This window comes from Deinococcus budaensis (genome assembly GCF_014201885.1).
Taxonomy (GTDB): domain Bacteria; phylum Deinococcota; class Deinococci; order Deinococcales; family Deinococcaceae; genus Deinococcus; species Deinococcus budaensis.
Genome location: NZ_JACHFN010000008.1, coordinates 21,135 through 40,621 on the forward strand (window position 1 = coordinate 21,135; position 19,487 = coordinate 40,621).

Sequence of the window (19,487 nt, forward strand, 5' to 3'; positions counted from 1 at the left end):
GGCCAGCCGGGGACGGGTTCAGCGCCCGTCCCTTTCCGTTTGCGGGGGCGCGTACCGACCCGGCGGGCGGAGTAGGAGAGACTGGGAGGGATGCTCCGCCCGCCCGCTGGCCCGCCCGTTCAAGTCGTGTGGTTCAAGAAGGACCTGCGGGTGCAGGACCACGCGCCGCTCGCGGAGGCGGCCACGCGGGGGCCGGTGCTGCCCCTCTACATCTACGAGCCGGAACAACTGCACCACGAGGAGTTCGCCGGGCATCACCTGACCTACCTGAATGACTGCCTGGCAGACCTGGACGGACGGCTGCGGGCGCTAGGGACGGGGCTGGTGGTGCGGCGGGGCGAGGCGGTCGCCGTGCTGGAGGAACTCTCCGAACTCGTCCCCATCGGCAGCCTGTGGGCGCACGAGGAAACGGGCAACATGGTCAGCTACCAGCGCGACCGCCGGGTGCGGGCCTGGGCGCGGGAACGGGGGGTGCCGTTCGTGGAGCTGCCGCAGACGGGCGTGGTGCGGAGGCTGCGTGACCGCGACGGCTGGGCGGACACCTGGGAGGAGCGGATGTCGGCCCCGGTCGTGCCTGTACCCACGGCGCTGCGGGGCACCGACCTCCCGCCCGGCGGCCTCTGCACCCACGCGGAGCTGGGCGTCCCCGCGAACGACAAGACCATCCCCCCCGGCGGCGAACACGTCGCCCGCGCCACGCTGGAGAGCTTCCTGACCGTGCGGGGCGTGAACTACATACGCGAGATGAGCAGCCCGCTGACCGCCGAGGAGAGTTGCTCGCGCCTCTCGGCCCCCCTCGCCTTCGGCACCGTGTCGCTGCGCGAGGTATTGCAGGCGACCCGGCAGCGGTTGGCGGCGGTCAAGGGCGACCCCGACGCCGATGAACGCTGGGTGCGCTCCCTGCGCTCCTTTGAAAGCCGCCTGCACTGGCACTGCCACTTCATCCAGCGGCTGGAATCCGAGCCGGAGATGGAGTTCCGCAACCTCAACCGCGCCTTTGACGGCCTGCGCCCGGACGTGGGCGACCCCGGCTGGAACGCGGACTTGTACGACCGCTGGGCGCACGGGCAGACGGGCTACCCCCTCGTGGACGCCTGCATGCGGATGCTGCGCGAGACGGGCTGGCTGAACTTCCGAATGCGGGCGATGCTCGTCTCCTTCGCCTCGCAGCATCTGTGGCTGCACTGGCGGCCGACGGGCCTCTTCCTGGCGCGGCAGTGGCTGGACAACGAACCCGGCATCCACTGGTCCCAGATGCAGATGCAGAGCGGCACGGTAGGCATCAACCGCGTCCGCATCTATTCCCCCACCCGGCAGGCCCGCGAGCAGGACCCGGACGGCACCTTCATCCGCCGCTGGGTGCCCGAACTCGCGGACGTGCCCGGCGACTTCCTGCACGCGCCCTGGGAGTGGAGCGGGGCGACCCGGCTGAATTACCCGCCGCCCGTCGTGGATGAAGGAAAGGCGGGGGCCGCCGCGCGGGCCAGAATCTATGCTGCGCGGGAAAGTGCCGTCTTTGAGGCCGAGGCCCGGCGCGTCTATCACCGGCACGGCAGCCGCAAGAAAGCGGTGTTGCGGGCCGAGCGCGTGGCGCGGGGTCTGCCTGCCAAACCCGTCCGGCCGCCCAAGTCCACCCCCCGGAGGAAGTCCCCCATGACCGACCAGCCCGACCTCTTCGGCACGACTCCCGAAGCCCCAAAGCCCCTGATTCCGGCGGGCCTGCCCGACTCGTGGCGCGAGGCCCTCCACGACGAGTTTGCCGCGCCGTACTTCCACGCGCTCAAGGACTTTCTAGTAGAGGAGCGCCGTCAGCACAACGTCTTCCCGCCCGCCCCCGACGTGTTCAACGCCCTGCGCTATACGCCGCTGGAGGACGTGAAGGTCTTCATCCTGGGGCAGGACCCCTACCACGGCCCCGGTCAGGCGCATGGGCTGGCCTTTTCCGTGCGGCCCGGCGTGCGCCCGCCCCCCAGCCTGGCGAACATCTACAAGGAGTTGCAGGCCGACGTGGGCTTCCAGCCGCCCCGCCACGGCTACCTGCGCCACTGGGCCGAACAGGGCGTGCTGATGCTCAATGCCGTGCTCACCGTGCGGCAGGGCGAACCCAACAGCCACGCGGGGAAGGGGTGGGAGAGTTTCACCGACGCGGTGATTCGCCACGTCAACGCGAAGGAGTCGCGGGTGGTCTTCGTGCTGTGGGGTGCTTATGCCCGCAAGAAGGCGAAGCTGGTCACCAACCCCCAGCACGTCATCATTGAATCCGCCCACCCCAGCCCCCTCAGCGTGACGAAGTTCATGGGAACGCGGCCCTTCTCGCGGGTGAATGCGGCGCTGGAGGAGTCCGGGCAGACGCCGATTGACTGGCAACTGCCGATGCAAGCCGAACAATGACCTTCACCCATTGCCTTCAGCCTGTCTCAAGCCGGATTGCAGCCTGCCGGACAGCCGCGCCCGCCCTCGCTTGCCCATCCTGACGCCCATGACGAGCCGCACCACCATCCTGCAAGACGAGTACCTCCGCCGGGAGGGGGAAAAGCCGACCGAGTTCCGCTACTTCTGGCCGGACGGGGAGGAGTACCGCGACCCCGAGGGGCTGGCCCGCATCGCGGCGCTGGCTGTGCCGCCTGCTTACACCGACGTGTACGTCTCGCCCGACCCCGACGCCGAGTTGCAGGCGTTCGGGCGTGACGCGGCGGGGCGGCTCCAGTACCGCTACCACCCCGACTTCATGCAGGCGGGGGCGCTGAAGAAGTGGCAACGGCTGGCGCGGTTCGCCGAGGCGCTGCCCACCCTCCGCACCGTCACCGCCGCCGACCTGCGCCTCTCCGGGCTGCCCCGGCGCAAGGTGCTCGCCGTGATGACGCGGGTGCTGCACGTCGCGCACTTCCGGGTGGGCAGCGACACCTACGCCCGCGCCCACAAGACGCACGGCCTCTCCACCCTGCGCCAGCGGCACGTGACGGTGGAAGGCGGGGCCGTGCACTTCCGCTTCAAGGGCAAGCACTCCATCCTTCAGGAAAAGACCGTGCGTGACCGCACCCTGGCGACGAACATGGAGCGTTTGCTCGCCCTGCCCGGCCCCTGGCTGTTTCAGAGCGTGGAGGATGACGTGCGGTCCCGCGTCCGCGCCCACGACCTGAACGCCTACCTGCGGGACGTGATCGGCCCCTTCACCGCCAAGGACTTCCGCACCTGGGGCGGGACGCTGGTGGCCGCCGAGTTCCTGGCGGAAGCCGGAGCGCCCGAGTCTGAGCGGCAGGCCCGCAAGACGCTGGTGGAGTGCGTGAAGTACGTCGCTGCTGACCTGGGCAACACGCCCGCCGTCACGCGCGGCAGCTACATCTGCCCTGTCATCTTCGACCGCTATCAGGAGGGCAAGGTGCTGGACGACTACGAGCCGCGTGCGGGCCGCACGGAGGCCGATCTGGAAGGCCTGACCCGCGCCGAGGCCGCGCTCAAGCGGATGCTGGAAAGTGAAAAGACGTTGCGGGTTCGCCGTCCCCGCCGCAAGCTGGAGGAAGCCGCGTGAGCCGCCTTTCCTGGCCGCGCCACGTCGCCCGCTGGCTACTGGGGCTGGCGCTGATTGGGGCCGGGACCGGGCACCTCACCACCCTGCGCGGGGAGTTCCAGGCCCAGGTGCCGGAGTGGGTCCCGCTGGACAAGGACTTCGTGGTGCTGGCTTCCGGCGTGGTGGAGATCGGGCTGGGGGCCGCGCTGCTTGCCCTGCCCCGTCAGCGGAGGACGGTGGGGTGGGTGGTCGCGGCCTTCTTCGTCGCCATCTTTCCCGGCAACGTGTCGCAGTACCTCACCCGCACGGACGCCTTCGGGCTGAATACCGACCAGGCGCGGCTGACCCGCCTCTTCTTCCAGCCGCTGCTGGTGCTGTGGGCGCTGTGGTCTACCGGGGCGTGGCCGAAGCCGCGTGGGGAGCGGAGGTAAGAATCAGGCGTTCTCCGCACCTTCCGGCGGCGTGACCCACTGCACCAGTTGCAGGATCACGCCGTTGGGGTCCGAAACCTGAAAATACCGCTCGCCCCACGGCTCGGTTTCAATGGGAGTGACCACCGGGACGCCCTCCGCCTGAAGCCGCTCGTACTCGCCGTCTATATCGTCCACCACGAACACCACCAGCAGCCCCTGCCCGGCACTCCCGGCGATCTGGGGCGGCTTGAAGGTGGACAGGCCCGTCTGGAGGAAAATCAGGTTGAAGCCCGCGTCCTCGCGCGTCAGGGACGCGACGCCTTCGTATTCCATCTCCTGCGTGAAACCGAAGTGCCGCTTCAGGAACTCGGCGGAGGCACGAACGTCCGGCACGTTGAGGGAGATGGCTGATCGGGTGATGTGCATGGGGGACCTCCTGGGGAGAGCTTAAGCCGGAACCCCTGCGCCTACACCCGCACCAGCTCTCGCCCCACCTGCCCGACGTTTTGCTTGCTGCACAGCGCCAGCGCCAGCCGCACCTCGTCGTGCAGCAGGTCCAGCGTTCGCCGCACGCCCGCCTCCCCACCCGCCGCGAGGCCCCACAAGGCGGGGCGACCCAGAAAGACCGCCCTGGCCCCCAGCGCGAGCGCCTTCACCACGTCGGTGCCACGCGTCACGCCGCCGTCGAGATAGACCTCAACCTCTCCACCCACTTCATCCGCAATCTCGGGGAGGGCCTCGATGGAGCTGATGGCGGTGTCCAGTTGCCGCCCGCCGTGATTGCTCACCCAGACGTGACAGCCGTGCTCGGCGGCGAGGCGGGCGTCCTCGGCGGTCAGGAGGCCCTTGAGCACAATGGGCAGCGAGGTCTGATCCCGCAGCCACGCAAGGTCCCCCCAGGTGAAGGTCTTGTCGATCAGGCCCTGGAAGTAGTTCACGAGCTGCGAGCCGCTCTCCGATTCTAGCTGCGCCAGCCGCTCCCGGCTTCCCGCGTTGGGCACCCGCAGGTGGGGCGGCAGGGCGAAGCGGTGCCGCTCGTTCGCCTCGCGGCGTCCCAGGAAGGGGGCGTCCACCGTCAGCACGAGCGCCCGTGCCCCCGCCTCCTCCGCCCGGCGCACGATCTCGGCACTCAGGGCGCGGTCGGTGTAGAGGTAAAGCTGGAACCAGAACCGCCCGCCCGCCACTGCCGCCACCTCCTCAATCGGGGTGTTGCTCAGCGTGGAGAGCGTCATCACACTGTCCGCCGAGGCTGCCGCCCGCGCGGTGGCGACCTCGGCCTCCGGGTGCGCGAGGCCGTGGAAAGCGCTGGGGGCGATGCCAACCGGCGAGCGCAGGGGCAGCCCCAGCACCTCGGTCCGCGTGTCCACGTTCGACACGTCCACCAACATGCGGGGCCGCAACCGCAGCCGGGCAAAGGCGGCGCGGTTCTCCCGCAGGGTCAGCTCGTCGTTCGCGCCGCTCGCGTAGTACTCCAGCGCGTTGCGGTCCAGCCGCGAGCGCCCCAGCGCCTCCAGGTCCGCGAGGTTGACAGTGCCGTCCAGTTCGGGCGTCTCCGCGTCCGGCAGGTTGGGGGTGGTCATGGGTCAGGGTACCGGAAGGGCAAGGAAGCCGACAGCCTCCGGCGGCGCGGGGCGTCACACTGCCGTCATGCCGCGCCCACAGCCCATTCCCCCCGGTCCCGGTCAGGAGAGCGTCTGGGACTATCCGCGCCCGCCCCGGCTGGAGCGCACCGCCCGGACCATTGAACTCTGGCTGGGCGGCGAGAAGATCGCCGAGACGACCGGGGCTTACCGGGTTCTGGAAACCAGCCATCCGCCCACCTACTACCTGCCCCGTGAAGCCTTCCGGCCCGGCGTGCTGTCCCCAGCCCCTGGCGGCAGCGTCTGCGAGTGGAAGGGCGAGGCCTCGTACTGGACCCTCTCAGCCGGTGACAAGGTGGCCGAGAGTGCGGGCTGGAGCTACGAGCGCCCCACGCCCGCCTTCGCGCCCATCGCCGGCTACGTCGCCGTCTACGCGGGCCGCATGGATGAATGCCGGGTGGACGGGGTGCGCGTGACCCCGCAGCCGGGCGGCTTCTACGGCGGCTGGATCACGCCCGACGTGGTGGGGCCGTTCAAGGGCGAGCCGGGCACCTGGGGTTGGTAGGGGAGGGGAGCCTGGTAGAGTCCGGCCCGTGCTGCACCCCGACACCCTTCCCCTCGTCCAGGCGTTCGCGCAGGCGGGCGTCACCTGCTGGCTGATCGGCGGGCAGGCGGTGGAGGTGCTGTGCGGCGGCAACGTCCGGCCCCACGACGACATTGACTTTCTGGTGCGGGAGGGGGACGGAGCGCGGGCCGTCGCCGTGCTGGAGGGTCTCGGCTTCACCCACGCGCACGGCTCGCTTGCCGCCGGGGACGTGTTCTACCGCCGGGGAGATGTACTGGTGGACCTCGTGCCCATCCGGGACGACGTGGACCCGCCGCGCACGGTGGGCGAACTCGCCTCCATCGTCTGGCCCGCCGGAATCTTCACGACCTACATGGTGGAGTGGGCGGGGGTCCGTGTGCCCACCCTTACCCCCGCCGGGCACCGCGCGATGAAAGGCGTCGTGGCGACCTTCTATGGAGTGGAATTAAGAGAGAAGGACCGGGCCGACCTCGCCGCGCTTGCTACCCTCAGCCAATGACGGCTTCCGACGCGGCGGTTCGCACCCGGCTCACGGCGCTGGCAACAGCCCTGCGGCACTTCCATTCGGCCCTGCTCGACTTCGCCAAGGGCGAGTACGAGTTCCTGCACGGCCCGGTAAAGGGTCCCTTCGAGCTGTACTCCCTGGTCATCAACCACCCTTCCTTCCAGTGGCTGCGGCCCCTCTCCGGCCTGATGGCGACGCTGGACGAGGTGCTGGACGCCAAGGACACCACCCTCACCCCCCAGAACGTGGCCGACGTGCGGCAGGCGCTGGGCCTGCTCTTCGCGGAGACCGACACCCGCTTTGCCGACTTCCGCGCCGGGTACGCCCGCGCCCGGGGAGACGCCCGCGTGCGCGAGACCGAAGCCCGCTGGCGCGAGACGCTGAACAGCTTGGAGGCCTGACCCTTGAAGCTTGTCGTAGGGCTGGGCAATCCGGGGGGTCAGTACGAGAAGACCCGCCACAACGTCGGCTGGCTCGTCGTAGACGAGGTCGGGCGGCGCTGGGGAGCCGCGTGGCGCAAGGAAAAGGACGCGCAGGTGGCGGAGGTCCGGGTGGGTGCCGTTCCCGGCGCGAAGGTGCTGCTGGTCAAGCCGCAGACCTTCATGAACGCGTCGGGCAAGGCGGTGGCTCCCCTCGTCGGCTTCTACAAGCTGGAGCCGGAGGCGGTGCTGGCCGTGCAGGACGATCTGGATAGTCCCTTTGGCCTGCTGAAGCTGCGCCCCGGCGGGCGACACGGCGGCCAGAACGGGGTGCGCGACCTGATCCGGGTGCTGGGGACCGAGACGTTCCCGCGCCTCAAGATCGGCATTTCCCGTCCCCCGGTGGGATGGGATCCGGCAGACTGGGTACTCAGCAAGTGGCGGGAGGAGGAGGCCGCGACCCTCGCCGAACTTGTCCGGCTGGGGGCCGACGCGGTGGAGGTCTGGGCCGGGTCCGGGCTGGCCGAGGCGCAGGGCCGCTTCAACAGCACCGACTTGCGCCCCAAACCCGATCCTTCGTCCGAACGTCCCGCCGAGCCGACCGCCTCCGGCGCTGTCCCTGACCCCGGCGTATCCTGACCCGCGTGACCACAACGGAACTAAGGCTGGATGTCCTGCGCCACCTCTCCGACCTGAACGGCGTGCCCGGTCAGGAAGACGCCGTGCGCGACTTCGTGCTCTCCGACCTGGAAGGGCTGGTGGACGAGGTGCGGGTGGACGCGCTGGGCAACGTGATTGCCCTGAAGCGTGGGCGCGAGGACGCCGAGGGGAAGCGCGAGCGCGTGATGCTCAGCGCCCACATGGACGAGATCGGCTTTCTGGTGCGGTACATCGACGAGAAAGGCTTCCTGCGGGTGCAGGCGCTGGGCGGCTTCGACACCCGCAACCTGTTTGCCCGCAACGTCACGGTGCATACGCGCGGCGGGGCGCTGCCCGGCCTGCTGACCCCCGGCGGTCGCCCGGTCCACATCGCCACCCCGGAAGACCGCAAAAAGGTGCCCGAGGTCAAGGAATTCTTCGTGGACCTCGGCCTGGGTGCGGACGACGTGAAGGGCCGCGTGCGGATCGGGGACATGGTCACCCTGGACCAGACCGCCCGGCAGGTCGGGGCCATGACGGTGGGCAAGGCGATGGACGACCGCGCCAGCGTGTTCCTGCAACTGGAGGTGCTGCGGGCCTTCCGGGAGGAGCGCCCCCGGCATGACGTGGTCGCCGTCTTCAGCGTGCAGGAGGAGGTCGGCCTGCGCGGGGCCATCGTCGCGGCGTACGGGGTCGAGCCGACCCTGGGCATCGGCCTCGACGTGACGCTCGCGGTGGACACCCCCGGTGTCGGCCCTGACGAGGCGGTCACCCGGCTGGGCGAGGGCATCGGCATCAAGGTCTTCGACTCCACCATGATCTCGACCCGCTGGCTGGTGGACGAGTTCGTAGACCTCGCGGAGAGGGAAGGCATTCCGTACCAGATGGAGGTGCTCGCGCTGGGCGGCACCGACGGCGCGGCCATCCAGCGCACGCGGGCGGGGGTGCCCACCCTGACCCTCAGCCTGCCGACACGGTACATCCACACCATTGTGGAGGCCGTTCACGAGACGGACCTGCGGGCCGGGGTGGACCTCCTCGTCGCCTACCTGCGCTGAGCGTAGGGGCCTATGGAACTTCTCTCCGGCTTGCTGTCCTCGCTGGGCCTGTCGGGGGCGGCGGGCCTGAACGCCTCCATCCCGCTGCTGCTCGTGGGGCTGCTCGCGCGGTTCGGGGTGCTGGACCTCGCCGCGCCCTTCGACCTGCTGGCGAACCCCTGGGTGCTGCTGGGCATCGGGGTGCTGGGCGTGCTGGACTTTATCGGGGACAAGATCCCCGGCGTGGACCACGCGCTGCACCTTGTCGGCGGGGTGGTGAATGCGGCGGCGGGGGCCATCCTCTTTGCCGCACAGACGGGCGTGGCGGAGGTGCCCCCGGCGCTGAGCCTCGCGCTGGGCTTTGTCGTGGCGGGCGGGGTTCACGCGACCCGCGCCGCCGTGCGTCCGGTCGCCACCGCCACGACGGGCGGCCTCGCCAACCCGGCCCTCAGCGCCGCCGAGGACGGGGCCAGCCTGAGCCTGAGCGTGCTGGCGATCTTCGCCCCGGTGCTCGCGGTGCTGGGGCTGGCGGGGGTACTCGTCTTTGCCGCCCGGCTGTGGACACGGGTGCGGGGACGCCGCGCCGCCTAACCGCGCCTCGCAGAGCCGGGGTGAAGGGGGGAGGGGTCGTTTGGCCTCTCCCCCTCTCCGTGCCTCCTTGCCGACCCTCCTGCACGTTGTCCACTGCTTGGGTGACGGTTGGCCGGTGTGACCCACTCCGGAACCTCAAACGCTCACTCCAATTGCAGAACGTCACGATAAGTCTGGACATCCAGTATAGTTTTCGTTGACATCCTGCGGTCCCGAGTCTACGCTGGCGACCAGTGGGCGACTTTTCGTGCGCCCTGTTCACCATCAAGGAGACAGCATGAAACTGATCACGGCGGTCGTGCGGCCCGAGCGGGTGGGGCAGGTCAAGGAGGCGCTGTTTCAGGCGGGGATCAGCGGGCTGACGCTGGCGCGGGTCTCCGGGCACGGCGGCGAGCAGGAGATCGTCGAGCACTACCGGGGCACGCGGGTGATGATCGAATTCCGCGACAAGGTCGAGTTCCGCATGGCGGTGAGCGAACCCTTTGTCGAGGCGGCCATCCGCGCGATCTGCCAGGCGGCGCGCACGGGCGAGGTGGGAGACGGCAAGATCTTCGTGCAGCCGCTGGAACGGGTGGTCCGCATCCGCACCGGCGAGGAGGACGCGGCCGCCCTGACCCCCGTCACCGAGCGCCAGCTCACGCCCGTGCAGACGGCCCGGAGCGGCGCATGAGCCGCGCATTGTCCGGCGCCACGCTGGCGCTGCTGTGGCTGGGCGGCGGCGCCCTCGCGCAGGCCCCCACCCCAGCGCTCGACTCCGGCGACACCGCCTGGATGCTCGTCTCGGCGGCCCTGGTGCTGCTGATGACGCCGGGCCTGGCTTTCTTCTACGGGGGCCTGAGCCGCTCGGCCAGCGTGCTGAACACCATGATGATGAGCGTCACGTCCATCGGGCTGGTCGGCGTGCTGTGGACGCTGGTGGGCTACACCCTGGCTTTCGGGGAGGGGGGCAATGCGCTGATCGGCGGCCTGGGCCACCTGGGGCTGGAAGGCCTCGGCGGCGAGCTGACCGGCAGCGTCCCCTCCTCCGTCTTTGCGGCCTTCCAGGCGATGTTCGCGATCATCGCGCTGGCGCTGATCAGCGGGGCGGTCGTCGAGCGGATGCGCTTTGGCGCCTTCCTGCTGTTCGGCGGGCTGTGGAGCCTGCTGATCTACGCGCCGCTGGCCCACTGGGTCTGGAGCGCCGACGGCTGGCTCTTTCAGCTCGGCGCGCTGGATTTCGCGGGCGGCACGGTCATCCACATCGCGGCGGGGGTCAGCGCACTGGTGGCCGCCTGGGTGCTGGGGCCTCGGCTGGGCTACCCGCGCGCCGCGCACGTGCCGCACAACGTTCCCTTCGTGCTGCTGGGCGCCGGGCTGCTGTGGTTCGGCTGGATGGGCTTCAACGCGGGCAGCGCCCTGGCCGCCAATCAGACGGCTGCGCTGGCGCTGCTCACCACGCTGGTCGCGCCCGCCGCCGCCCTGCTGACCTGGCTGGGCTGGGAGGCCGCGCGCACCGGCAAACCCACCGCCGTGGGCGCCGCGACCGGGCTGGTCGTCGGGTTGGTCGCGATTACCCCTGCCTGCGCTTTCGTGACCCCCTGGGCGGCGCTGGTGATCGGCGTGCTGGGCGCGACCGCCAGCTTCTGGACCGTGCAGGCCAAGCGCCGCCTGGGGGCCGACGACGCCCTGGACGTGTTCGCCTGCCACGGGGTCGCCGGGATCGTGGGGGCGCTCCTGACCGGGGCGCTGGCCTGGACCACCGCCAGCGGCGAGGCGCCCGGCCCGCAGCTGCTGATCCAGCTGATCGGCGTGCTCGCCAGCGTGGCCTTTACCGGCCTGGGCAGCTTCGTGTTGCTGCGGCTGGTGGGCGTGCTGACGCAGCTGCGCGTCTCGCCCCGGCAGGAGGTCGGCGGGATGGACCTCAGCGCCCACAGCGAGCAGGGCTACAGCGACCAGGAGGGCGGGCTGGGCGCCCCGGTGTTTGTGGGCGGCGACTGAGCAGGGGACACGCCCCACGCCCGGCCGCGGCCTGTTCCCAAACCTGGGAGCGGGCCGCGCTCCTGCGGCCGGCCGGGACGCTTGCCCTCCGGGACCAGAATGAAGCCTGTGTTAGGATGCTTCCCGAGTCTGACGCACACCATCAACGGGTCGGGCCACCACAGCAGCTCCAGCACCCCCAACATGGTTCCCCGCCCAGTCGGACGGGGACTTTCGGGCGGGGTGCCGCGAGTCACGCAGGGAAAGGAGGAGGGATTTGGACGTCTCAAGTCGAGTCTTGAGTGAACTCGCCAGCCGGGAAGCCGCCCTGGACGCGCAGATCGAAGCGGCCCGCGAGGAAGCCAGGCGGGAGGTGGAAGCTGCCGAGGCCCAGGCGGCCCGCATCCTTCAGGACGCGCAGGCGCAGGTGCAGGCCATGCAGGCCCAGCACGACCAGTCGCTCGCGGCCGAGACGGCGCGCATCCGCGAGGACGCCCGCCGGCAGGCCGAGGAGGGCGCCCAGCTCACCCGCGAGCGCGCGGGCGGGCGGGTGCAGCAGGCCGCCGAGTACATCCTGAGGGCGGTGCTCCCGTGATCAACCCCATGCAGCAGGTCGTGATCGCTGTTCGCAAACGCGACAGCGAGGCCGTGATCACCGCGCTGCAAGACGCCGGGGTGCTGCACCTGCGGCCCATCACGGGCGGGCCTTTGGGCACCGGCTCGCTGGCCGGGCAAGACGCCCAGTCCCGCCGCGAGGACGAGCGGTTGCTCGCGCGGGCCGAGAGCACCATCGCCGAACTCGGGGCCTACCGCCCCGCCCCCGCCCCCCTGCCTGCCCAGGGTGAGTGGGAGAGCGTGGTGGAGGGCGCAGCCACGCCAGTGTCCGCCCTGGCCCGCCAGCGCCAGGAACTTCAGGCCGATCTCGACGCCGAGGGCGCCTACGGGGACGCGGTGCGGGCGCTGGCCCGGCTGGCCGGAGGGCTGGACCGCAGCCGCCGCCTGAGTGTGGTGCCCTTTGTGCTTCAGCCCAGCGACAACCTCGCGGAGCTGGGGGCGGCGCTCGACGCGGCCCTGCCGCAGCGCTACGCCCTGGCCACCGAGGCGGTCGGGCAAAACCGGGTCGGCCTGGTGGCGGCGCTGCGCTCCGAGCGCGACGCCGTCCGCTCGGCCCTGTCGCGGGTGCGCCTGGGCGAGCTGCGGCTGCCGGGGCGCTTCGACGGCATGGCGCTGTCGGAGGCCGCCGCCGCGATGGAGCAGATCCGCCAGCACGGCGCCGACCGGCAACGGGCGCTCGGCGAGCAGCGTGAGGCGCTGGCCCGCACCCACGGCCCGGCCCTCTATGCCGTGCGCGACGCGCTCAAAGACCGCGTGGCGATTCACGACGTGCGGGCGGTCTCGGCGCGCGGCAAGTACAGCCTCGCCATGCAGGGCTACCTGCCCGCCGACCGGGTGCCTGCCCTCTCGGCGGCGCTGGGGGGATTCGGGGACGCGGTGAGCTACGAGCTGCACCCGGTCGACGAGCACCACGGCGAAACAGTCCCGGTACAGCTCAAGAACAACAGCTACGTCCGGCCGTTTCAGGTCGTGATGGGCCTGATGAGCCTGCCCAAGTACGGCACCTTCGATCCCACCTGGGTGATCGCCGTCTTCTTCCCGCTGTTTTTCGGCATCATCATCGCGGACATCGGCTACGGCCTGCTCTTCGCCCTGTTCGGCCTGTGGCTGCGCGGCAAGGCGCAGCGGAACGAGGGCTGGGACCTCAGCTTCTTCGGGGCCTACGTGCCGCCCGCCACCCTGCGCGACCTGAGCTTCGTCACGCTGGTGATGTCGGCCTGGAGCATCGTGTGGGGCTTCCTGACCGGGGAGTTTTTCGGCACGCTGCTGGAGCACCTGCACGTCTTTTACATCAACCCCGAACTGCTGAATAACCTCTGGGGCTGGACGGGCATCCGTTACCCAGAGGAAGAGGCGCACTCGGGCCTGATCCCGATTCTCTTTCCCCGTCTGGAGACCGGCTATTTCTCCAACGTGGCGCTCGTCTTCGCGCTGCTGTTCGGCATCCTGCAAGTGCTGTGGGGCTGGGGCATCCGCATTCGGCAGGGTCTCAAGCACCGCGATTCCGTGCATGTCTGGGAGGGCCTGGCGCTCTTCGGCGGCGTGGGCGCCTTGATCCTGATGGCCTTTGCCACCCGCGCGGGCAAGGACTTCAGCGAGTTCACCAACTTCGCCAACCCGCTGATCTTGCTGATGTACGTGGGCTTCGCGCTGTTCCTGATCGGCTGGCTGCGGGTCATCAAGCACTACCCGCTGCTGCCCATCGAGCTTTTGTCGCAGGGCGGCGCGGTCGTGAGCTACGCCCGTATCTTTGCGGTCGGGCTGGTCAGCGCGATTCTCGCCAAGCTCTGCACCGATCTGGGCTGGAGCCTGTACGAGAACATCGGCTTCCTGGGCATCATCATCGGCATTCTGCTGGGCGCCGTGCTGCACTTTTTCGTGCTGGCGCTGACCCTCATCGGCCACATCATCCAGCCGCTGCGTCTGCACATGGTCGAGTTTCTCAACCCGACCGGCTTCAACGCCGAGACCAGCCCGGCCTACAATCCCCTTCGCCGCCTCAGCCCCGCCGCCAGCGGGCAGGCTAAATAACCTTCAGGAGTGTTTCCTATGACCAAGTACAACAAGATCGTCCTCGCGTCCCTCGTCCTCGCCCTCGCCAGCAGCGGTCTGGCGCAGGAGGCCGGTGCGGCAGGCGACGAGACCTACCGGGGCCTGCGGGCACTGGGTGCAGGCCTCGCGCTCGGCCTGGGCGCGGTCGGCACCGGCATCGCGCAGGCCCGGATCGGCTCCAGCCTCGTCGGCGCCGTCGCCGAGGACCCCAGCAAGGCGGGCAGCCTGCTGCTGTACTTCCTGATTCCCGAAACCCTGGTGATCTTCGGCTTCCTCGCGCTGTTCATCCTGAACTGATATGGCGCTCGACAAGCTTCTCGAACACGAAGCGCAGGCGGACATCGAGCGCATCCGCGCCGAGGCCCGTGACCGCGCGCAGGCGATTCTCGCGGGCGCGCAGGAACGTGCCCGGTCCCTGATCGAGAGCCGCACCCGCGCCCTGGAGACCCAGCGTCAGGCGGGGCTGGTGCGCGCCCGCAGCGCCGCCGACCTCGAACTCAGCGCCTCGCGCCTGGGCGCCAACGAGCAGGGCCTGACCGAGGTCTACGCCCTGGTCGAGCAGCAGCTGCGCGACATCACCCGCCTGCCCGAGTACCGCCAGATCCTGGGGCGCCTGATCGCGCAGGCCCGCGAGGCGATTCCGAATGCCGAGGCGGTCGAGGTCAACCCGGCCGACGCCGCCCTGGCCCGCGAACTTGTCCTCGACGTGCCGGTGCGTGAGAACCCGGGCATCGTCGGCGGCGTGCGCGTGGTCACCGGCGGCGGCAAGAGCGGCATCACCAACACCCTGCCCGGCCGCCTGGAGCGGGTCAAGGGCGAACTCGCGCCGCAGGTCAGCCGCCTGCTCGCCGGGGAATAGGAAAGAGGCGGCCCATCCATGCCCGACGACTACGCTTACATCAACACGCGCGTCCGCGTGATGCGGACCAAACTGCTGGGCGGGCGCGCCCTTGACTCAGCGCTCGCGGCGGGCAGCTATCAGGAGTTCCTGCGCGTCCTGGCGGAGACGGACCTCGCCTCCGAGATGCGCGAGACGACCGCCGAGGGCGCGGGGCTGCCCGAACTCGACCGCGCGCTGTCGCAAAACCTGTTCGCCACCACCCAGAAGGTGTTGGGCTTTGCCGACGGTGAGGCCAAACGGGAGATCCAGGCCCTGCTGATGCGCTGGGACCTGGTGAACCTCAAGACCGTCGCGCGCGGCCTCGCCGGGGGCCGGGGCAGCGAGACCATCTTGCAAAGCCTGATTCCCGGCGGGACCCTCAAACCTGCCGCGCTTCAGACGGCCGCCCAGAGCAGCGACCTTGCCAGCGCCGCGGCCGCCATCGCGGTCAGCGGGCATCCGCTCGCCCGGGCCTTCCGGGACGGGGCGGCGGCTTACAACGCCAGCAACCGGCTGCTTGATCTGGAAGTCGCGCTGGATCAGGGGTACTACCGCCATGCCCTGAGCGTGGCGCGCAACACCAGCCTGCGCCGCTTCCTGGGCCGCGAGATCGACGTGACCAACGCCCTGATCGCCCGCAGCGCCCGCGAAAGCGGCCAGCCGCTCGACCCCGGCCTCTTTGTGGCGGGCGGGCACCTCGACGCGGGCGGGTACAGCCGTCTGGCCGGGGGCGACGCGGGGGGCGTGGCGGAAGTCGCGGCGGTGCTCGACGCACCCAGCCTGGAAGACGCCGAGGCGGCGGCCAGGGCGGCCCTCGACACGGCGGCCCGCAATGTCGCCGCCGGGGACCCCGAGGGCGTGGGCGTCATCCTCGACTTCCTGCGGCGCAAGGAGATCGAGATTGCCAAGCTGAGACTGATCGGACGCGGCAAGTTCTACGACCTGCCCACCGAGCAGATTCGCCGCGAGGTGCAGGCATGACCCAGACCAACACGGCGCAGGCCGACACCAGCCAGCGCGTCGCCGTGCTGTGCGACGCCGAGACCGCCACCGGCTACCGCCTTGCGGGCGCCGAGGTGATCGAGGCGACGCCCGAGAACGCGGTGCGCTTGCTCGAAGGGCTGATTCAGGAAGACCGTCACGGCCTCGTGGCGGTGGACACCGGCCTGATTCCCGATCCGGCGGCGGCCACCGCGCGGGTGATGCGCGGCCGCGACCTGCCGATCCTGCTGCCGATTCCCAGCCTGCGGGACGCCTTCGCCGCCGACACGGTGGACGCCAAGGCCTACATGGGCAAGCTGGTACGCGACACCATCGGCTTCGACATCAAGCTGTAAAAAGCGCTCAGCCCTCAGCGGCAGGTCGGCCTTCTCCACCCGGTGTCCTCATGCAGGCGCCGGGGCCAAAGGCTCAAGCTGAGAGCTGACCCGCTGAGAGCCGACTTCACCGCTCTCCCAAGGAGAAAGAATGACGCAGAACAAGCAGGGCGTCGTGCAGAACATCGCCGGACCCGCTGTGATCGCGGGAGGCATGTACGGCACGAAGATGTACGACATCGTGCGCGTGGGCCAGGAGCGCCTCGTGGGCGAGATCATCCGTCTCGACGGCGACACGGCCTTCGTACAGGTGTACGAGGACACCTCCGGCCTGACCGTGGGCGAGCCGGTCGTGACCACCAACCTTCCGCTCTCGGTCGAACTCGGGCCGGGGATGCTCAACGGCATCTACGACGGCATTCAGCGTCCCCTCGACAAGATCCGCGAGGCGTCGGGCGACTTCATCGCGCGCGGGATCGAGGTTTCCAGCCTCGACCGCACCAAGCGCTGGGCCTTTACCCCCTCGGTGCAGGCGGGCGACATGGTCGGCGGCAGCGCGATCCTGGGCACGGTGCCGGAGTTTTCCTTCACCCACAAGATCCTGACGCCCCCCGACAAGAGCGGCCGCCTGGCCTGGATCGCGCCTGCGGGCGAGTACACCATCGACGACACCGTCGCCCGGCTGGAAGACGGCACCGAGCTGCGCATGGCCCACTACTGGCCGGTGCGCGCGCCGCGCCCGGTTTCCCAGAAGCTCGACCCCAGCCTGCCGTTCCTGACCGGGATGCGGATTCTCGACGTGCTGTTTCCCCTGGTGATGGGCGGCGCGGCGGCGATCCCGGGGCCGTTCGGTTCGGGCAAGACCGTGACCCAGCAGTCGGTCGCCAAGTACGGCAACGCCGACATCGTGGTGTACGTGGGCTGCGGCGAGCGCGGCAACGAGATGACGGACGTGCTCGTCGAGTTCCCGGAACTGGAAGACCCCAAGACCGGCGGGCCGCTGATGCACCGCACCATCCTGATCGCCAACACCTCCAACATGCCCGTGGCGGCGCGTGAGGCTTCGGTGTACACCGGCATCACGCTGGCCGAGTATTTCCGCGACCAGGGCTACTCGGTTTCCTTGATGGCCGACTCGACCAGCCGCTGGGCCGAGGCGCTGCGCGAGATTTCCTCCCGCCTGGAGGAAATGCCCGCCGAGGAAGGCTACCCGCCCTACCTGGGCGCGCGTCTGGCGGCCTTCTACGAGCGTGCCGGGGCCGTCAAGACCCTGGCGGGCGAGGACGGCGCGGTTTCGGTGATCGGGGCCGTGTCTCCGGCGGGCGGCGACATGTCCGAACCCGTCACCCAGGCGACCCTGCGCATCACCGGCGCCTTCTGGCGACTGGACGCGGGCCTGGCCCGGCGCCGCCACTTCCCGGCGATCAACTGGAACGGCTCCTACAGCCTGTTCACGCCGATCCTGGATTCCTGGTACCGCGAGAACGTGGGCCGCGACTTCCCCGAATTGCGCCAGCGCATCGGCAACCTGCTTCAGCAGGAGGCGGCGCTTCAGGAGGTCGTGCAGCTTGTCGGCCCCGACGCACTGCAAGACCAGGAGCGGTTGATCATCGAGGCGGGCCGGATGCTGCGGCAGGACTTCCTGCAGCAAAACGGCTTCGACCCGGTGGACGCCTCGGCCTCCATGCCCAAGAACTACGGCCTGATGAAGATGATGCTGAAGTTCTACGACGAGGCCGAAGCCGCGCTGCGTCAGGGCGCGACCATCGACGAGATCATCCAGAACCCCGTGATCGAGAAGCTGTCGCGCGCCCGTTACGTGGCCGAGGGCGAGTTTATGGCCTACGGCGAGGGCGTGATGGACGAACTCGACACGACCTTCAAGGGAGTCAAAGCGTGACCCTGCTCAAGAAGGAATACAACGACGTCGCCTATATCTCCGGACCGCTGCTGTTCGTGAATGCGGCCAGCGACCTGGCGTACAACGCCATCGTGGAGATCAAGGACGGCACCGGCCGCATCCGTGGCGGTCAGGTCATCTCGGTCTCCGACGAGAACGCCGTGATTCAGGTGTTCGAGGAGACGCGCGGCCTCGACCTCGCCACCGCCTCGGTCAGCCTGGTCGAGGACGTGGCCCGGCTGGGCGTCTCCAAGGAGATGGTCGGCCGCCGCTTCGACGGCCTGGGCCGCCCCATCGACGGGCTGCCCGCCGTGGTCGCCGAGCGCCGCCTCTCCATCAACGGCCAGGCGATGAACCCCGCCGCCCGCGCCAAGCCCGAGGAGTTCATCCAGACCGGGATCAGCACCATCGACGTGAACACGTCGCTGATTCGCGGGCAGAAGCTCCCCATCTTCAGTGGATCGGGGCTGCCGCACAACGAACTCGCCGCGCAGATCGCCCGTCAAGCGAAGGTGCCCGGCCACGAGGGCGACTTCGCGGTGGTCTTCGCCGCGATGGGCCTGACCCAGCGCGAGGTCTCCTTTTTCACCCAGGAGTTCGAGCGCACGGGCGCGCTGGCTAGAAGTGTGCTGTTCCTCAACCGCGCCGACGACCCCGCCGTCGAGCGGCTGCTCACCCCGCGCATGGCGCTGACGACCGCCGAGTACCTGGCGTTCGAGCACGGCTACCACGTGCTGGTGATCCTGACCGACCTGACGAACTACTGCGAGGCGCTGCGTGAGATCGGCGGCGCCCGTGAGGAGATTCCAGGTCGGCGCGGGTACCCCGGTTATATGTACACCGACCTGGCGAACCTCTACGAGCGCGCCGGCGTGGTGGACGGCCGCCCCGGCTCGGTCACCCAGCTCCCGATCCTCTCGATGCCCGACGACGACATCACCCACCCCATCCCCGACCTGACCGGCTACATCACCGAGGGCCAGATCGTGGTGGACCGTGGCCTGAACGCCAAGGGCGTGTTTCCGCCGATCAACCCGCTGCCCTCTCTGTCGCGCCTTCAGGGCAACGGCATCGGCAAGGGCAAGACCCGCGCGGACCACAAGAACGTCTCCGACCAGCTGTTCGCCGCCTACGCCAACGGCCTCGACCTGCGCAAGCTCGTCGCGATCACCGGCGAGGACGCGCTGACCGAGAACGACAAGCTGTTCCTCCGCTTCGCAGACGACTTCGAGAACTACTTCATCGGCCAGGGCGACCAGGACCGCAGCATCGAGGACTCGCTCACGGTCGCCTGGGGCATTCTCTCCAAGCTGCCCCAGAGCCAGCTCACCCGCCTTTCGCGCGACTCCATCGACAAGTTCTACGGAACCAAGATCGACGAGATGTGGCGGGGCAACCGGATCTAAGGCTGTAGCATGTGGCTTGTAGCTTGTCGGGGGGAGCCGGACCTCTCGCCACAGGCTGCGGGCCACGCACCACAAGCCCCACCG

The 19,487-nt window shown here is 69.7% G+C and carries 21 protein-coding genes; 19 read left to right on the top strand and 2 right to left on the bottom strand.

Annotation, left to right across the window (positions count from 1 at the left end; translation table 11 throughout):
- The first annotated feature begins 90 nt into the window (after positions 1-90).
- The 3 genes from HNQ09_RS11345 to HNQ09_RS11355 all read left to right on the top strand — a co-directional run bounded on the left by HNQ09_RS11345 (position 91) and on the right by HNQ09_RS11355 (position 3,939).
- The gene (locus HNQ09_RS11345; RefSeq protein ID WP_184029284.1) at positions 91-2,391 is read left to right on the top strand and encodes a uracil-DNA glycosylase; all 2,301 of its coding nucleotides are present in this window, start codon (positions 91-93) and stop codon (positions 2,389-2,391) included.
- 88 nt (positions 2,392-2,479) lie between these two features.
- Positions 2,480-3,529: a DNA topoisomerase IB gene (locus HNQ09_RS11350; protein WP_184029287.1), complete on the top strand. Its 1,050-nt coding sequence runs from the start codon at positions 2,480-2,482 to the stop codon at positions 3,527-3,529.
- The gene (locus HNQ09_RS11355) at positions 3,526-3,939 is read left to right on the top strand and encodes a DoxX family protein (RefSeq protein ID WP_184029290.1); all 414 of its coding nucleotides are present in this window, start codon (positions 3,526-3,528) and stop codon (positions 3,937-3,939) included. The genes HNQ09_RS11350 and HNQ09_RS11355 overlap by 4 nt, the downstream gene beginning before the upstream one ends.
- A 3-nt stretch (positions 3,940-3,942) precedes the next feature.
- On the opposite strand, the gene HNQ09_RS11360 is transcribed toward HNQ09_RS11355, so the two are convergent.
- Both HNQ09_RS11360 and HNQ09_RS11365 read right to left on the bottom strand, forming a co-directional pair.
- Complete coding sequence (locus tag HNQ09_RS11360; RefSeq protein ID WP_184029293.1) at positions 3,943-4,347, bottom strand: VOC family protein; 405 nt, start codon at positions 4,345-4,347, stop codon at positions 3,943-3,945.
- 41 nt (positions 4,348-4,388) lie between these two features.
- Positions 4,389-5,501 (bottom strand): alpha-hydroxy acid oxidase, encoded by a 1,113-nt coding sequence (locus HNQ09_RS11365; RefSeq protein ID WP_184029297.1) that lies wholly within the window; start codon positions 5,499-5,501, stop codon positions 4,389-4,391.
- 67 nt (positions 5,502-5,568) lie between these two features.
- Here HNQ09_RS11365 and HNQ09_RS11370 point away from each other — a divergent pair, with 67 nt between their 5' ends.
- The 16 genes from HNQ09_RS11370 (at position 5,569) to HNQ09_RS11445 (ending at position 19,403) form a co-directional block, all read left to right on the top strand.
- Positions 5,569-6,066 (top strand): DUF427 domain-containing protein, encoded by a 498-nt coding sequence (locus HNQ09_RS11370; RefSeq protein ID WP_184029300.1) that lies wholly within the window; start codon positions 5,569-5,571, stop codon positions 6,064-6,066.
- Between the two features lie 28 nt (positions 6,067-6,094).
- Positions 6,095-6,586, top strand: coding sequence for a nucleotidyltransferase domain-containing protein (locus HNQ09_RS11375; RefSeq protein ID WP_184029303.1), 492 nt, complete (start codon positions 6,095-6,097; stop codon positions 6,584-6,586).
- The gene (locus HNQ09_RS11380; RefSeq protein WP_184029306.1) at positions 6,583-6,993 is read left to right on the top strand and encodes a hypothetical protein; all 411 of its coding nucleotides are present in this window, start codon (positions 6,583-6,585) and stop codon (positions 6,991-6,993) included. The genes HNQ09_RS11375 and HNQ09_RS11380 overlap by 4 nt, the downstream gene beginning before the upstream one ends.
- 3 nt (positions 6,994-6,996) lie before the next feature.
- Positions 6,997-7,650, top strand: coding sequence for an aminoacyl-tRNA hydrolase (gene pth / locus HNQ09_RS11385; protein ID WP_184029309.1), 654 nt, complete (start codon positions 6,997-6,999; stop codon positions 7,648-7,650).
- 5 nt (positions 7,651-7,655) lie between these two features.
- Positions 7,656-8,708, top strand: coding sequence for a M42 family metallopeptidase (locus HNQ09_RS11390; RefSeq protein ID WP_343057760.1), 1,053 nt, complete (start codon positions 7,656-7,658; stop codon positions 8,706-8,708).
- A 12-nt stretch (positions 8,709-8,720) separates the two neighbouring features.
- Positions 8,721-9,278: a DUF4126 domain-containing protein gene (locus HNQ09_RS11395; RefSeq protein WP_184029311.1), complete on the top strand. Its 558-nt coding sequence runs from the start codon at positions 8,721-8,723 to the stop codon at positions 9,276-9,278.
- A 277-nt stretch (positions 9,279-9,555) separates the two neighbouring features.
- Positions 9,556-9,948, top strand: coding sequence for a P-II family nitrogen regulator (locus HNQ09_RS11400; RefSeq protein WP_184029313.1), 393 nt, complete (start codon positions 9,556-9,558; stop codon positions 9,946-9,948).
- Positions 9,945-11,255 (top strand): ammonium transporter, encoded by a 1,311-nt coding sequence (locus HNQ09_RS11405; protein WP_184029316.1) that lies wholly within the window; start codon positions 9,945-9,947, stop codon positions 11,253-11,255. Before HNQ09_RS11400 ends, HNQ09_RS11405 begins: the two co-directional genes overlap by 4 nt.
- Before the next feature lie 256 nt (positions 11,256-11,511).
- The gene (locus HNQ09_RS11410) at positions 11,512-11,829 is read left to right on the top strand and encodes a V-type ATPase subunit subunit G family protein (protein WP_184029319.1); all 318 of its coding nucleotides are present in this window, start codon (positions 11,512-11,514) and stop codon (positions 11,827-11,829) included.
- Positions 11,826-13,880, top strand: a complete 2,055-nt coding sequence (locus HNQ09_RS11415) for a V-type ATPase 116kDa subunit family protein (protein ID WP_184029322.1) — start codon at positions 11,826-11,828, stop codon at positions 13,878-13,880. Before HNQ09_RS11410 ends, HNQ09_RS11415 begins: the two co-directional genes overlap by 4 nt.
- Before the next feature lie 18 nt (positions 13,881-13,898).
- On the top strand, positions 13,899-14,198 hold the full coding sequence (locus tag HNQ09_RS11420; protein ID WP_184029324.1) for a V-type ATP synthase subunit K: 300 nt from the start codon (positions 13,899-13,901) through the stop codon (positions 14,196-14,198).
- Between the two features lies 1 nt (position 14,199).
- A complete protein-coding gene (locus HNQ09_RS11425) occupies positions 14,200-14,760 on the top strand; it encodes a V-type ATP synthase subunit E (RefSeq protein ID WP_184029327.1) in 561 nt (186 codons plus the stop codon).
- 18 nt (positions 14,761-14,778) lie between these two features.
- Positions 14,779-15,762, top strand: a complete 984-nt coding sequence (locus HNQ09_RS11430; RefSeq protein WP_184029330.1) for a V0D/AC39 family V-type ATPase subunit — start codon at positions 14,779-14,781, stop codon at positions 15,760-15,762.
- Positions 15,759-16,118, top strand: coding sequence for a V-type ATP synthase subunit F (locus tag HNQ09_RS11435; RefSeq protein ID WP_184029333.1), 360 nt, complete (start codon positions 15,759-15,761; stop codon positions 16,116-16,118). The genes HNQ09_RS11430 and HNQ09_RS11435 overlap by 4 nt, the downstream gene beginning before the upstream one ends.
- 130 nt (positions 16,119-16,248) lie before the next feature.
- Complete coding sequence (locus HNQ09_RS11440) at positions 16,249-17,997, top strand: V-type ATP synthase subunit A (RefSeq protein ID WP_184029336.1); 1,749 nt, start codon at positions 16,249-16,251, stop codon at positions 17,995-17,997.
- The gene (locus HNQ09_RS11445) at positions 17,994-19,403 is read left to right on the top strand and encodes a V-type ATP synthase subunit B (protein ID WP_184029339.1); all 1,410 of its coding nucleotides are present in this window, start codon (positions 17,994-17,996) and stop codon (positions 19,401-19,403) included. The genes HNQ09_RS11440 and HNQ09_RS11445 overlap by 4 nt, the downstream gene beginning before the upstream one ends.
- Positions 19,404-19,487 lie beyond the last annotated feature (84 nt).

What these genes read in the sequence shown, in the direction of transcription:
- HNQ09_RS11345 (WP_184029284.1), top strand. Translation starts at nt 91, where the DNA reads ATGCTCCGCCCGCCCGCTGGCCCGCCCGTTCAAGTCGTGTGGTTCAAG.
- HNQ09_RS11350 (WP_184029287.1), top strand. Translation starts at nt 2,480, where the DNA reads ATGACGAGCCGCACCACCATCCTGCAAGACGAGTACCTCCGCCGGGAG.
- HNQ09_RS11360 (WP_184029293.1), bottom strand. Translation starts at nt 4,347, where the DNA reads ATGCACATCACCCGATCAGCCATCTCCCTCAACGTGCCGGACGTTCGT.
- HNQ09_RS11365 (WP_184029297.1), bottom strand. Translation starts at nt 5,501, where the DNA reads ATGACCACCCCCAACCTGCCGGACGCGGAGACGCCCGAACTGGACGGC.
- HNQ09_RS11370 (WP_184029300.1), top strand. Translation starts at nt 5,569, where the DNA reads ATGCCGCGCCCACAGCCCATTCCCCCCGGTCCCGGTCAGGAGAGCGTC.
- HNQ09_RS11380 (WP_184029306.1), top strand. Translation starts at nt 6,583, where the DNA reads ATGACGGCTTCCGACGCGGCGGTTCGCACCCGGCTCACGGCGCTGGCA.
- HNQ09_RS11395 (WP_184029311.1), top strand. Translation starts at nt 8,721, where the DNA reads ATGGAACTTCTCTCCGGCTTGCTGTCCTCGCTGGGCCTGTCGGGGGCG.
- HNQ09_RS11400 (WP_184029313.1), top strand. Translation starts at nt 9,556, where the DNA reads ATGAAACTGATCACGGCGGTCGTGCGGCCCGAGCGGGTGGGGCAGGTC.
- HNQ09_RS11405 (WP_184029316.1), top strand. Translation starts at nt 9,945, where the DNA reads ATGAGCCGCGCATTGTCCGGCGCCACGCTGGCGCTGCTGTGGCTGGGC.
- HNQ09_RS11420 (WP_184029324.1), top strand. Translation starts at nt 13,899, where the DNA reads ATGACCAAGTACAACAAGATCGTCCTCGCGTCCCTCGTCCTCGCCCTC.
- HNQ09_RS11425 (WP_184029327.1), top strand. Translation starts at nt 14,200, where the DNA reads ATGGCGCTCGACAAGCTTCTCGAACACGAAGCGCAGGCGGACATCGAG.
- HNQ09_RS11430 (WP_184029330.1), top strand. Translation starts at nt 14,779, where the DNA reads ATGCCCGACGACTACGCTTACATCAACACGCGCGTCCGCGTGATGCGG.
- HNQ09_RS11435 (WP_184029333.1), top strand. Translation starts at nt 15,759, where the DNA reads ATGACCCAGACCAACACGGCGCAGGCCGACACCAGCCAGCGCGTCGCC.
- HNQ09_RS11440 (WP_184029336.1), top strand. Translation starts at nt 16,249, where the DNA reads ATGACGCAGAACAAGCAGGGCGTCGTGCAGAACATCGCCGGACCCGCT.